Source organism: Paenibacillus sp. 2TAB26 (assembly GCF_052115145.1).
Lineage (GTDB): Bacteria > Bacillota > Bacilli > Paenibacillales > Paenibacillaceae > Pristimantibacillus.
Genome location: NZ_JBFRGC010000003.1, coordinates 171,802 through 185,311 on the forward strand (window position 1 = coordinate 171,802; position 13,510 = coordinate 185,311).

The following is a 13,510-nucleotide window of genomic DNA, read 5'->3' on the forward strand; positions in this document are numbered from 1 at the left end:
ACCCCATTGCAGACGAATCAACGTTCGTTTGCAATGGGGTGGCTCTGTTTTATTTGCGTATTATTGTTCCTTGATGTCCTTGTTATTTATTTTCACCGATATACTATCAGCGTCGTCCGGCTTGTCCGGAGGGTTGTCGTATTCCCCCTGCGGAGCATGAATCCAGCGGTGGAGATACCCTTGATCATACAGCGCTTTGATTAAGATCATAAGAATAGGTGATAATATGACACCTGCGACGCCAAAAAGCGATAAGGATACAATCATGAAAGCGAGCATTGTAAAGGCGGATACGCCTAAGGAGTCGCCTGTAATTTTTGGTTCAAGAATTTGGCGTGTAAGCACAACTGCGAGAAAGAGGACGGACAGCCAAATGGCAAGCGAGACTTTGCCGACAATAATTAAGTAAATAATCCATGGGATAAAAATAGTGCCTACGCCTAGCAGCGGCAAAATGTCGAAGATAGCGGATACGACTGCTATGACAAAAGCATTTTCTACGCGCAGCAGAAGGAGCGCGATCAAAATAACGACAAAGGTGATACTAATCATCTTGGCTTGCGCTTTAATATATAACGCGATTCCTTTAAATACATTGTTTCTAAGGAAGAAAAATGCCGTTTTGAAGGTGTTTGGCGTTTTGTCCTCGGCCGTCTTTTTCCAAGTCGTAATTTCGATGCTTAAGAAATAAGCTAATATAATCCCGACTACAAAATTAAAGATGAAAGTTGAGAAGGATGTGACGTACCCGATGATGCTAAGCAGTACAGTCTTTCCAAACAATGCCAAGGTTGAAGAAGCACCTTCAATGAGGTCTTTGGAGCGCTGAACCAAATCCAAATCTGCGGGCAGATTCCCAAATCTGGTTTGCACCTCTTCAGTCAGATTAGCGATTTGAACAGCGAGCATTTCTTGATATTTCGGAAAGTTGTTAACGAGCTCAGTTCCTTGCTTCGTAATTAGATAAGCAGCGCCTGAGAAGGCGGTAAGTAAAATTAAAGTGAACAGCAGAATCGAAATGCCGGAAGCGATCGATTTTTTCATGCCAAGCTTATTTAGACGCCTTGCCAGCGGCTCAATACATAAGAAAATGAGAAAGGATAAAAATATAGGCGTTGCGATTCGGTACAAATAGCTGAAAGAAAACATAATTAAATAGACAGTTAGTGCAATGAGTGCGATGTCAAAGGCGGTTCGCCAATACTTTTTGTAAAAGGGCAGCATAATGTTTCTCCTTCTTTTTCCATATTCATATTTCCATAAAGATTGTACTATAGTTTTTAAAAAGATGCCTATTTTTAATTGCGTTATGCTACAATTAATACTACTGTTGTTGTTTTGTACCGCTATTTATTCGTCGACTAAATCATATAACGGTGGGGAAAACAAAATGGAAAATTTGCTGTTATGGGGATTATACGTAGCATCCTTCTATGCGTTTCTTCCTGGCCTCATTAGCCGTACTTTTGGCTTTCGTGTTTTTAAGAAGGGCCGTGTGGGAAACGAAATATCTTTAACGTTCGATGATGGGCCAGATGAGATCTATACGCCGCAATTGCTCGATCTTCTTGCCCGCTACAATGCGAAGGCAACCTTTTTTGTTGTCGGCTCACATGCCGAGGGACAAGAAGAGCTGCTGAAGCGGATGAAGGATGAGGGTCACAATATTGGTGTCCATAATTACGTTCATAAATCGAACTGGTTAATGCGTCCGAGGACGGTTAAGCGCCAAATCGAGCGTACGCTTGACATTATTGAGCAAGCTACGGGATTGCGATCGACTTATTATCGCCCGCCATGGGGAATCGTAAATGTATTCGATTATGCGAACTTAGGCCATTTGCAAATTATTTTGTGGTCGGCAATGTTCGGTGATTGGCGGATACGTTTAGGGTCAGAACGATTGAAAAACCGGATGATGAAAAAGCTTCGGCCAGGTGAAGTCATTCTATTGCATGATTGCGGCATGACCTTTGGGGCGGACAAGGATGCACCGAGAAATATGCTTACGGCACTTGAGGCTTACTTAGAAGAAGGTACGAAGCAAGGTTTCCGCTTTGTTGGCATTGAAGAAATGATGAAGCGATCTGAAGCAGCGCGTGCTTCTCATACATCACTCTTGAAGAAAGCGATGATATCGCTTTGGCTGACATGGGAGCGTCTGTTTCACGTCGTATTCCGTCTGAAGACCGTAGGAGATGTGAAGGATGCAGCGTTTCATTACCGGGTGACCACATACACTGRCCAGGACATTGAATTAGCAGAGGGAGGACGCGTCTCAAAGGGAGACCGTATTGCAGAACTGCATTTTGACAACAAGAAATTGTCGATGATTGCAGCAACCTCAAAATCCCCTGTAGCTACAGGTATTCGCATGCTTCGTGAAGTGGAGCAAGCTCTTCCGCTGCTCGCAAATCAGCTTGCTGAAGATACAGATGCGAATGACATCAAAGCGGTATATGGGGTTACCATGATCCATCGCGGGGCTGATCGATTGGGATTTGAAATATTTCAGCTACCTGAGGGCTGGTTTGCCAGATCATCGCGTGTGTACTTGCGTGTATTGATTAAAGTATTAACGAACACGAAGCAGACTTCTCAGAGCAAGAAGAAAAGAGAACTGATCTCGCCGCGTATGCTGTTAATGCCCGTCGCAACGATTAGGTCCTATGCAACGGCACAGCTGAACATGATTCAAGATATAAGCCAGACAGTAGAGAGAACTTTAAACGCAGCAGCCGACGAAGCTGCGCAGTTAGGTACAAAAACAACAGCGATTTAATGTTGAGATATAAAAGACATTTATCCAAATGAATGTTAAATAAATAAAGGAGTGCAGGCTGTTTCCAGCCTGCACTCCTTTTGTTTTAATATAAGGAAGGAAATCACTTCCTCTAACTTACCTTATATTTTTTGCTCAAAGCTGCTTCAGCATCCAGAGGATGCTGAAGGCGATAACTACATTTTCATTACGCCGCCCGTGCTGGCAGATGTAACAAGGTGAGCGTAGCGAGCCAAGTAGCCGCGCTTGATTTTTAGCTCGAAGCCTTTCCATTCGGAACGGCGTTTCTCGAACTCTTCGTCGCTAATAAGAAGATCCATCGTACGGTTGTTCATGTCGATCTCGATGATATCGCCGTCTTGTACGAAAGCGATAGGGCCGCCTTCAGCTGCTTCAGGAGAAGCGTGGCCGATGCTGATGCCGCGAGATGCGCCGGAGAAACGTCCGTCTGTAATGAGGGCAACCTTAGCGCCGAGTCCCATACCTACGATTTGCGAAGTTGGTGCTAGCATTTCTGGCATACCTGGGCCGCCGCGTGGTCCTTCGTAACGAATGACTACGACATGACCTTCTTTGATTTTTCCGTTAGCGATGCCGTGAAGCGCTTCGTCTTGGGAATCGAAACAGATAGCAGGACCTTTGTGGTAGCCGCCAACGGACTTGTCAACTGCACCTGTTTTGATAATAGCGCCGTGAGGAGCCAGATTACCAAATAGTACAGCTAAACCGCCGCGTTCTGTATGCGGGTTGTCGATGGTATGAATAACATCGGTGTCTTGAATTTCACAGCCAATAACATTTTCACGAAGCGTTTTGCCAGTAACGGTGATGCAGTCACCATGCAATGCGCCTTCTTTCTTGAACAGCTCATTAAGGACAGCACTTACGCCGCCTGCATTATGCACATCTTCAATGTGATAATCGGATGCAGGAGCGATTTTTGCCAAATGCGGTACGCGTTCAGCTACTTCGTTAATACGCTCAATTGGGTACTCGATTCCAGCTTCATGCGCGATTGCTAGCGTGTGAAGAACTGTGTTTGTTGAGCCGCCCATTGCCATATCTAGAGCAAATGCATTGTCGATTGTATCTTTTGTAACGATGTCGCGAGGTTTGATGCCTAGCTCGATGATTTTCATCAATTGGCGAGCAGCGTCTTTAACGAACTCTTTGCGTTCTGGAGAAACAGCAAGAATCGTGCCGTTACCAGGCATTGCAAGTCCCATGCCTTCTGCCAAGCAGTTCATGGAGTTTGCCGTAAACATACCGGAGCAAGAGCCGCAAGTCGGACAACCGAATTGTTCAAGCTCCATCAGTTGATCGTCATTGATTTTACCAGCTTGGTGAGCGCCTACGCCTTCAAATACGCTGGAGAGTGAAATTGAACGACCATCGGATGTTTTACCGGCTTTCATAGGTCCGCCGCTTACAAGCATAGTCGGGATATTGACGCGAAGTGCGCCCATGATCATGCCCGGTGTAATTTTGTCACAGTTCGGAATACAAACCATACCGTCAAACCAGTGAGCATTTACGACTGTTTCAATGGAATCGGCAATAATTTCACGGCTGGCAAGTGAATAACGCATACCGATGTGACCCATTGCAATACCATCATCAACGCCGATTGTGTTAAATTCGAAAGGAACGCCGCCAGCTTCACGGATCGCTTCTTTAACGAGCTTGCCGAACTCCTGTAGATGAACGTGACCAGGAATAATATCAATATACGAGTTGCAAACCGCGATAAACGGCTTGTCAAAATCTTCCTCTTTTACGCCTGCGGCGCGAAGCAAGCTGCGGTGCGGTGCGCGGTCGAATCCTTTTTTGATCATGTCTGAACGCATTCTTTTGGCCGCCATGTAAGTTCCCCCTATATGCTTATTAAAATATCAATACTCTCGATTTTATCACAACGGACAGGCGTTGGCTATAACGGAGGGCCGAAAGGCGTTTCGCAAATAAATGTTAAAAAAACATTAAAAATGGCTTAAACATTGTGATATTCCGTGAAACAATAGGACATGATGCAGGTTATTCATGTATAGTATGCTCATTGGTAACGATGAGAATAATTTGAAGATGAATAAGGAGGCGCTTGAAATTGGAAAGAAGAGTATTAATTGTTGATGATGAGCGGGAAATTGCCGATCTTATAGAGATCTATTTGAAAAATGAAGGGTTTATTACCGAAAAGGCGTATGACGGGGAGCAGGCGCTGCTTGCTTATGCGCGAGATCCGTTTGACTTAGTCATCTTAGACATCATGATGCCGAATATGGATGGGCTGGAGGCTACGAGGCGGCTCAGGCGCGATCAATCGGTCCCCATTCTAATGCTCAGTGCAAAAGCGGAGGATATGGACAAAATAATGGGGCTGATGACCGGTGCGGACGATTATATGATCAAACCGTTTAATCCGCTTGAGCTTGTCGCTAGAGTACGCTCTTTACTGAGAAGATCCTATCAGTACAGCGGCCAAGCAAGTGCGAATAACGGGGCGCGACTTGATAAGGAACTTCGCCTTGGGCCGCTGCGGATCGATAAGCTGAGCCATACGGCTGAAATAGACGGCAATCCGCTGCATCTAACTTCTACTGAGTTCGGCATTTTGCATTTGCTCGCTGGCCAGCCTGGCCGCGTGTTTAGTGCGGAGGATATTTTCCAGCAGGTGTGGAAAGAAAAATATTTTGATTCCAACAATACGGTAATGGTCCATATTAGCAAGCTCAGAGATAAGCTGGAGAAGGAGCTTGGAGATAAGATGATCATCACGGTCTGGGGGGTTGGCTATAAAATTGAAGGATAACATTGCATTAAAGCTTGTCTTCCGTTCGTTGCTGAATATCGCGATAAGCGCCGTGCTAGCGGCCTTTTCACTGTATATCCTATTAGGGTTCGGAATGTGGCTTATCGATAATGTAAGGCCAATGAGAGTTTTTTATCAATTCATTGATAGGTTTGATCGACGGCTTGTGTATGGTGCTGCGGGCATTGTAATGTCTCTTTTTTACTACATCATTCTCCAGTGGAGCTTATTTCATTATCTCGGTCAAATGAATAAGACGGTTCGCGGCATTGCTGACGGTACCTATGATATGGATTACAAAATCGAAGTGCGGAAAAGAAATATATTTGGTCCTATGGCAGCCAATATGAACAGCTTGGCAGGAAGGCTCCATCATGCGCTCGTGGAAGAGCGGAAGGCAGAGCAAACCAAAAACGAATTGATCACGAACGTTTCCCATGATTTGCGAACACCTTTAACGTCAGTGCTTGGGTATTTGGGACTTATTGAGCAGGATCGTTATCGAGACGAGGTAGAGCTGCGCCACTATGTTCAAATCGCTTATGAAAAATCGATGCGGCTGAATGTCCTCATTAATGATCTTTTTGAATATACGAGAATGAGGCATGATACGACTGCGCTTAAAGTAACGAATTTTAATTTAATCGAAATGCTCGGACAGCTGCTTGTGCAGTTTCGTTTGCCGCTGGAGGAAGCGGGAATGCAGAGCAAGCTGGTGACAGATAAAACGTCAGTCATGATCAAGGGAGATGCAGCCAAGCTTGTGCGTGTATTCGAGAACTTGATAGTGAATGCCATGAATTACGGCAGAGACGGCAAACAGGTCGTTGTGACTGTTCAGTTGGAGGGCAGTGCAGCCGTTATCGAGGTTATTAATTTTGGTGAACCGATTCCAATGATGGACATTCCTCATATTTTTGAACGATTTTATCGCGTAGACAAATCAAGAACACAGTGGTCAGGCGGTTCCGGCTTAGGGCTTGCCATTGTCAAAGGCATCGTTGAAAAGCATGAAGGTACGATTTCGGTTACGAGTGATTCGGAGCAAACGGCATTCCGTATAACATTGCCGATTATTAATTAATAATTAAGGGTTTCTTATGGTTTGTTTACGGTCTCCTTAAACTGACTCTCCTATACTTGGTTGTATAGAAGAGACAGTGAAAGGGGATCGTTTTTTATGCAGCAAGAAACGTATGGAAGAAAACGTGGAGGTACAGTTTTGTGGCTTCTAACCGCAATTGGAGTGATCGTCAGTGTCTTTTACGTCATTTCATTAAAAGGCAGCCCATCTAAAGCTGATTTGCAATTGGATTCTAGCTCGGCTATTTTAATAGATCTCAATACAGGGGAAGTGCTTTACGAAAAAAATGCAAATGAAGCGCTGCCGCCTGCAAGCATGTCGAAGCTGATGACAGAGCTTATCATATTAGATCTCACAAGTGAAGGTACGCTTGATTGGAAAGAACAAGTGAAAACCAGCGCTTATGCTGCAGAGGTGCCAGGTTCCCAAATAGGCTTTGCAGCGGGGGAGACCTATACGGTTAGAGAGCTTTTTGAAGCGATGGCGATTCATTCCGCGAACGATGCGGCAGTAGCGCTTGCAGAGCATGTTAGCGGCAGTGAGGCTGCCTTTGTTCAATTAATGAACAATCGGGCTGCTAAGCTGGACTTGTCCAATCAAACCGTCTTTGCGAATGCAACGGGCCTAAGCCATGAGGATCTGCTTCCGTTCGAAGCTGCTTCCTCAGACAGGGACACCATGATGTCAGCTAAGGATACAGCAACACTAGCTGCCTATTTACTGAAGAAGTATCCTGAGGTAGTCGATGTTTCCAGCCGCAATAGCGTGAAGCTTGCGAGCACCTCGCAAAGATTGAAGACGACAAACATGATGCTAAGCGGCATGCCGTATGCATTTCCGGGCAATGACGGATTGAAAACAGGTTATACCGTGCAGGCTGGCTATTGCTTTACAGGTACTGCGAAGCAGGATGGCAAACGGCTTGTATCCGTCATTATGGGGGCGAAGACGCCAGAGCAGCGATTCACGGAAACAGGGAAGCTGTTTGAATACGGTTTTCAATTAAGCGGCTTGGAGAGCGTGATGGGGCATGTCCAAAGCAAACTCGGCTTTAAAGTAGGATAAATAAGATAGAGTTAAATCTATTTTTCTCGAATGATGCAGAAAAAAGACGGTTATTCTCATCAAAATAGTTGTGTTATTGTCATGTTAAGTCTAGGACGAGCGCGAGTCGCTTTTTCTGGACTTTTTGTTTTTATGTCACAAAAACTAACATTAAATGATTTACGAACCGGTTTTTGCTGTTTATAATAAAACTAATACAGATAAAGAGGTGAGTACATGCAATTGACCGAACGTGAAAAAGAAAAGCTGCTCATTACGATCGCTGCAGATTTGGCAAGACGACGAATGAATCGCGGCTTGAAGCTTAATTATCCTGAAAGCATAGCGTTAATCACCTCTGAAATTATGGAAGGCGCTCGTGATGGAATGACAGTTGCACAGCTAATGGCATTTGGAACAAAAATTTTGAATGCAGATCAAGTCATGACTGGCATACCGCAAATGATTCACGAGGTTCAGGTGGAAGCGACTTTCCCAGACGGAACGAAGCTTGTTACCATTCACGACCCGATAACTTGATAACTATAAGTAAAACGGCTATGGGCAACATTTCATTTGATATAGAAAGTGGCATGTGAACGATCAGCTTTATAGGAGAGGAGAGAATGGCCTGTGATACCTGGACAATATCGAACGGCTGAAGGTGAAATTGAATTAAATGCAAGGCGAATGACGAATCAGTTGATTGTAGTAAATACTGGAGATAGACCGGTTCAGGTAGGCTCTCATTTTCATTTTTTTGAAGTGAATCGTGCATTGAGGTTTGATCGCGAGGCAGCTTTCGGGATGCGTCTTCACATCGCAGCAGGGACAGCGGTTCGTTTCGAGCCTGGTGAGGAGAAGCCTATAACCGTTGTTGAGCTGGGTGGTACAAAGCTATCTTATGGACTTAATGGTCTCAGCCAAGGGAAAGCGGAGAACGGCAGGATGCCAGATGTTGTTCGCGAACGACTTGCGGCTTGGGAGGGCGAAGGTAAATGACTAAGATGGATCGACGCAGCTATGCGGCCATGTTTGGCCCTACAACGGGTGATGCCATTCGGCTGGCAGATACGGAGCTATGGGCACAGATTGAACATGATTACACGGTGTATGGCGACGAATGCAAGTTCGGTGGCGGCAAAGTTATACGCGATGGCATGGGGCAGTCGAGCGGCGCGCAGCGTGATGAGGGTGTGCTGGATACATTGATTACGAATGCCGTTATTATCGATCATTCCGGCATTGTGAAAGCGGATATCGGCCTAAAGGATGGATTTATCGTTGGCATCGGCAAAGCCGGAAATCCAGACATTATGGACGGCGTGCACCCAAATATGATTGCTGGCGCAAGTACCGAGGTTATTGCCGGTGAAGGAAAGATTGTAACAGCAGGAGCCATTGATTCGCATATTCATTTTATTTGTCCGCAGCAAATTGAAACGGCGCTCTCCTCAGGCGTCACGACGATGATCGGCGGCGGAACAGGTCCGGCAACAGGAACCAATGCAACCACGGTAACACCTGGCGCGTGGCATATGCGGCGCATGCTGGAGGCAGCCGAACATTTTCCGATGAATATCGGCTTTACGGGTAAAGGCAATGCTTCATTCACCGCTCCGCTCATTGAGCAAATTGAAGCGGGAGCCATTGGGCTTAAGCTGCATGAGGACTGGGGAACAACACCAGCAGCAATTGACGCTTGCTTGCAAGCCGCAGATCAGTATGACATTCAAGTTGCTATCCACAGCGATACGCTGAATGAGGCAGGTTTTGTTGAGGATACGCTTGCGGCCATAGGCGGAAGGACGATTCATACTTATCATACCGAGGGCGCGGGCGGTGGTCATGCCCCAGACATCATCATCGCGGCGGGTGAGATGAATGTTTTGCCGTCATCCACGAACCCTACTCGTCCTTTTACAATTAATACGATAGAAGAACATTTGGATATGCTGATGGTTTGCCACCATTTGGACAGCAGCATTCCTGAGGACGTTGCATTCGCTGATTCTCGGATTAGGCCGGAGACGATTGCAGCGGAAGATATTTTGCATGATATGGGCGTATTCAGCATGATTAGCTCCGATTCACAGGCGATGGGGCGCGTAGGAGAAGTTATTATCCGCACATGGCAAACGGCAGACAAGATGAAAAAGCAGCGAGGACCGCTCCTTCCGGACAATGAACAGCATGATAACTTCCGTATTAAGCGCTACATTGCCAAATATACGATTAATCCTGCGATCACGCATGGTGTCTCTCATCTGGTAGGCTCGCTGGAAGCGGGCAAATTCGCCGATCTTGTCATTTGGAATCCAATGTTTTTTGGCGTCAAGCCGGATATCGTCCTGAAGGGCGGGAGCATCGCATTTGCGCAGATGGGTGATCCAAACGCTTCCATCCCAACACCGCAGCCTGTGTTCGGTCGGCCGATGTTCGCCTCCTTCGGGAAGCTGGTGTTCAGCAGCTCGATTACGTTTGTATCACAGGCAGCCTATGACCTCGGGGTTGTGAAGGAGCTCGGACTGCAGAAACGTATTGAACCTGTAAAAGGCTGCCGCAGCGTAACGAAGAAGGATATGATCCACAATGATGCAACGCCTAAGCTTGAGGTGGACGCGGAAACCTATCATGTTCTGGTAGATGGCGAGCATGTGACCTGCGAGCCAGCTGAGGTGCTGCCGATGGCGCAGCGTTATTTCTTATTTTAGCTGCGCGCTGCGGCCATGGAGGACAGGAGGGCGAGCGAAAAATTGAATGATGATATGAAATGGCTGGCTATGCAGCAGCTGCTCGATTCAGCGCTGCCGATCGGCGGCTTCTCGCATTCGTTCGGACTTGAGACCATGGTTCAAGATGGCCGTATGAATCGTTCTGCTCAGCTCTATGATTATGCCTCAGCCATGCTTTTGCAAAGCTGGGCAAGCTCGGATGCAATGGTGATCAAGGCCATATATAGGGATGCGCCAAAAGGGAATTGGGAGAAGGTGTGGGCGATTGAGCGGATTGTTCATTTGCAAAGGGTCGCATCAGAAACACGCAGCGGCGTAGAGAAAATGGGACGGCGGCTGCTTCAGCTTGCAGCAGCTATACATCCGCAGCTGGATTGGTCGCCTTTACTGGAAGCAATGAAGGCAGGGAATTGTTTTGCTTCCCATCCTCTCTCGCACGGCTATGCCTGCTGGGTGCTTGGCATATCGGAGGAGAAAGCGATCCAAGGCTATTTGTATACTTGCATCGTTACTTGCGTCAACAGCGCTTTGCGGCTGATGTCGATGGGACAGACGGAGGGCCAATCGTTGGTCGCAAGGCTAATACCGCTAACAGCAGACGCTTTGGAAATCGTGCGTGCGATGGATCCGGAACAAGCCTATTCTAATATGCCGATGGCGGAGATGGCGATGATGCGCCACGAACGGTTATATTCGCGATTATTTATGTCTTAATTATAAATTAATGGAGGAATGAAAAATGTGCCAAGGACAAGGACATACGCATCAGGAATGGGAAAGCCCGGCAATAGACAGCTCAAGGCCGATCCGAATCGGTATCGGGGGACCAGTGGGCTCAGGAAAAACAGCGCTTGTAGAACGATTAACGCGTGAGCTGCATACCAAATACAGCCTAGCTGTCATTACGAACGATATTTACACGAAGGAGGATGCTCGTATTTTGTTCAATACGGGTGTGCTGCCGGAAGAACGTATTATCGGTGTTGAAACTGGCGGGTGTCCGCATACAGCCATTCGAGAGGATGCATCGATGAATTTTGAAGCTATCGAGGAGCTGGAGCGGCGTTTTGACCATCTGGATCTGATTTTCATTGAGAGCGGTGGAGATAATCTTGCTGCGGCGTTCAGTCCAGAGCTTGTCGATCGTTTTATTTATATTATCGATGTCGCCCAAGGCGAGAAGATTCCACGCAAAGGCGGACCTGGCATTATGCGCTCGGACCTGCTTGTCATTAACAAAATCGATCTTGCGCCGTATGTAGGAGCGAGCCTCGCAATTATGGAAGCTGACACAATTAAGATGCGCGGGGAGCGTCCTTTCGTTTTCTCTAATTTGTTTGGCGGCGATGGCGTGGATGAGATTGTGAATTGGCTTACACATGAGGTAGCACATGCGCGCGGAACGGAACACTCGCATGTGATCCAGCTTACGAGCATACCTGATGACAAGCGGCACACAGCTTCCTAATGAAGCGTGAGCAAAGCAGTGCAGAGGCTGCAGCCATTCGGCACGTGGATAATGCAGTGGGAGAGGTCAGGACATCCGTACTGCGTGCAACGTTTGCCAGCCGCCTCGGTCAAACGTTAATCGGCAATAAATATCATACCGCTCCGATAAAGATTGCCAAAGCTTTTCCACTGGATGGTCAGCTGGGCGTAATCGTAATGGATGTTTCACCTGGCCTGCTCAGCGGTGACCGGTATGAGCTGGAATGGACAGCCGAGCAGCACTCTCATGTCATGATTACGAACCAATCGTATACGAAGGTGCATCCTAGTTCACCTAACAGTGAATCTTCGATGCAGCAATTGTTCGAACTAGAGGCAGATGCAGTCGTCGAGCATATGCCGGAGCCCATTATGCTATATAAGGAAGCAGCCTTTCGAAACGATACACAGGTTCGACTGCAAAAAGGGTCTGCTTGGCTGCAAGCCGACGTCCTTTGTCCAGGTCGCACGCTTCGCGGCGAACGCTTCGACTATCGCTCATACAGCAATTCATTAACCGTTCATTATGGTGAAGAGCTTATCTTCTCGCAGCGTCAGCGAGTAGTGCCAGGCAGTCAAGTTATAACTGCGCCTGGCAGTTGGGATGAGATGACGCACTGGGCTACCTTTTATATGTTCAGTGATCGTGTCAACAGCAGCCATCTGGAGCAGCTTCAGGAGAAACTGGACAGCTTCGAAGCTCCCGAGGCTCATAAAGTAATTGGCGGAGCGTCTATGACCTATCGTTACGGTGTTGCGGTGTCCGCAGCCTCAACGGCAGCATGGCCGCTGCAGCAATTAATGCAAGAGCTGTGGCAGACTGCGCGAATGGGACTGCTTGGCAAGCCGCCGCTGCGATTTTTGCAAGGATAGATCAAGCGGTTTTATACTTTTTCGAAAAAAAAAGGTCAACCTGCAACCTTGGGTTGGTCTTTTTGTGCTAAATCAAAAAGGTTTCATATTTATTTCGTGCTGAACGTTAGTTAAACAAAGAAAGGGAAGGTATAATATGAACAACAGTATGGATTAAAGAAAGTAGATAGGTTGGTGATCAATTGGAAGCTTCAAATATGGAAAGACAAGAGTTAATGAGGCGGCTGGACGAATCATTTCGTCAAGTGAGAAGACAAATAAACACCGAATGGCACACCTATAATGTGCATGGCTTAGGCATGACCCATGGGAAAATGCTAATTATTTTAGGGAAATCAGGACCACAGAAAGCATCAGCTTTGGCTGAACAGCTGCTCATCACTAGTGGTGGAGTTACTGGAATTGCTGATCGTTTGATAGAGCTTGGGTATGTGAAGCGCGAACGCGGCGAGAAGGATCGGCGTGTCGTGATGCTCGAAATTACGGAAGAGGGTTTGGAAATCATCCATTTAATAGAGACGATACGCTCGAAGCTGATGCTTAAGCTGTTCGATGGCATGTCGATAGCAGATATGGAGCAAGGTGTTCAGTTGTTTGAGCAAATGAGTCGTAATATGGAATCGGATGTTACAAATTCGTGACTAATTTCATATTTTATTATTATTGTGGATGAATTTAGTGTAGAATAAACTAGA

General features: G+C 46.6%; 13 protein-coding genes. 11 read left to right on the forward strand and 2 right to left on the reverse strand.

Features of this window, described 5'->3' with window-relative positions; genetic code table 11:
* Nucleotides 1–60: 60 nt before the first annotated feature.
* A complete protein-coding gene (gene ytvI, locus AB4Z50_RS03840; RefSeq protein ID WP_441875872.1) occupies nucleotides 61–1,224 on the reverse strand; it encodes a sporulation integral membrane protein YtvI in 1,164 nt (387 codons plus the stop codon).
* Nucleotides 1,225–1,390: 166 nt separating this feature from the next.
* On the opposite strand from ytvI, the gene AB4Z50_RS03845 reads away from it, so the two are divergent.
* Nucleotides 1,391–2,782: a polysaccharide deacetylase family protein gene (locus AB4Z50_RS03845; RefSeq protein ID WP_441875875.1), complete on the forward strand. Its 1,392-nt coding sequence runs from the start codon at nucleotides 1,391–1,393 to the stop codon at nucleotides 2,780–2,782.
* 176 nt (nucleotides 2,783–2,958) lie between these two features.
* Here the strand turns inward: AB4Z50_RS03845 and ilvD are convergent, their stop codons facing one another.
* On the reverse strand, nucleotides 2,959–4,644 hold the full coding sequence (gene ilvD, locus AB4Z50_RS03850) for a dihydroxy-acid dehydratase (RefSeq protein WP_076270807.1): 1,686 nt from the start codon (nucleotides 4,642–4,644) through the stop codon (nucleotides 2,959–2,961).
* Nucleotides 4,645–4,886: 242 nt separating this feature from the next.
* Here ilvD and AB4Z50_RS03855 point away from each other — a divergent pair, with 242 nt between their 5' ends.
* The 10 genes from AB4Z50_RS03855 (at nucleotide 4,887) to AB4Z50_RS03900 (ending at nucleotide 13,456) form a co-directional block, all read left to right on the forward strand.
* The gene (locus AB4Z50_RS03855; RefSeq protein ID WP_339207922.1) at nucleotides 4,887–5,591 is read left to right on the forward strand and encodes a response regulator transcription factor; all 705 of its coding nucleotides are present in this window, start codon (nucleotides 4,887–4,889) and stop codon (nucleotides 5,589–5,591) included.
* A complete protein-coding gene (locus tag AB4Z50_RS03860) occupies nucleotides 5,581–6,675 on the forward strand; it encodes a sensor histidine kinase (protein ID WP_441875879.1) in 1,095 nt (364 codons plus the stop codon). The genes AB4Z50_RS03855 and AB4Z50_RS03860 overlap by 11 nt, the downstream gene beginning before the upstream one ends.
* 96 nt (nucleotides 6,676–6,771) lie before the next feature.
* A complete protein-coding gene (locus AB4Z50_RS03865; RefSeq protein WP_441875882.1) occupies nucleotides 6,772–7,740 on the forward strand; it encodes a D-alanyl-D-alanine carboxypeptidase family protein in 969 nt (322 codons plus the stop codon).
* A gap of 216 nt (nucleotides 7,741–7,956) precedes the next feature.
* Complete coding sequence (locus AB4Z50_RS03870; RefSeq protein WP_441875885.1) at nucleotides 7,957–8,259, forward strand: urease subunit gamma; 303 nt, start codon at nucleotides 7,957–7,959, stop codon at nucleotides 8,257–8,259.
* Nucleotides 8,260–8,352: 93 nt separating this feature from the next.
* Nucleotides 8,353–8,721, forward strand: coding sequence for an urease subunit beta (locus AB4Z50_RS03875; protein ID WP_441875888.1), 369 nt, complete (start codon nucleotides 8,353–8,355; stop codon nucleotides 8,719–8,721).
* Nucleotides 8,718–10,433, forward strand: a complete 1,716-nt coding sequence (gene ureC / locus AB4Z50_RS03880; RefSeq protein ID WP_441875891.1) for an urease subunit alpha — start codon at nucleotides 8,718–8,720, stop codon at nucleotides 10,431–10,433. The genes AB4Z50_RS03875 and ureC overlap by 4 nt, the downstream gene beginning before the upstream one ends.
* 42 nt (nucleotides 10,434–10,475) lie before the next feature.
* Entirely contained in the window at nucleotides 10,476–11,168 is a 693-nt protein-coding gene (locus AB4Z50_RS03885) for an urease accessory protein UreF (RefSeq protein ID WP_441875894.1), read from the forward strand.
* 25 nt (nucleotides 11,169–11,193) lie between these two features.
* Nucleotides 11,194–11,922, forward strand: a complete 729-nt coding sequence (gene ureG / locus AB4Z50_RS03890) for an urease accessory protein UreG (protein WP_441875897.1) — start codon at nucleotides 11,194–11,196, stop codon at nucleotides 11,920–11,922.
* Nucleotides 11,922–12,815, forward strand: a complete 894-nt coding sequence (locus tag AB4Z50_RS03895; protein ID WP_441875900.1) for an urease accessory protein UreD — start codon at nucleotides 11,922–11,924, stop codon at nucleotides 12,813–12,815. The genes ureG and AB4Z50_RS03895 overlap by 1 nt, the downstream gene beginning before the upstream one ends.
* A gap of 197 nt (nucleotides 12,816–13,012) precedes the next feature.
* Nucleotides 13,013–13,456 carry a MarR family winged helix-turn-helix transcriptional regulator gene (locus AB4Z50_RS03900; protein WP_076270801.1) on the forward strand — a complete coding sequence of 148 codons (444 nt, stop codon included), beginning with the start codon at nucleotides 13,013–13,015 and terminating at the stop codon, nucleotides 13,454–13,456.
* Nucleotides 13,457–13,510 lie beyond the last annotated feature (54 nt).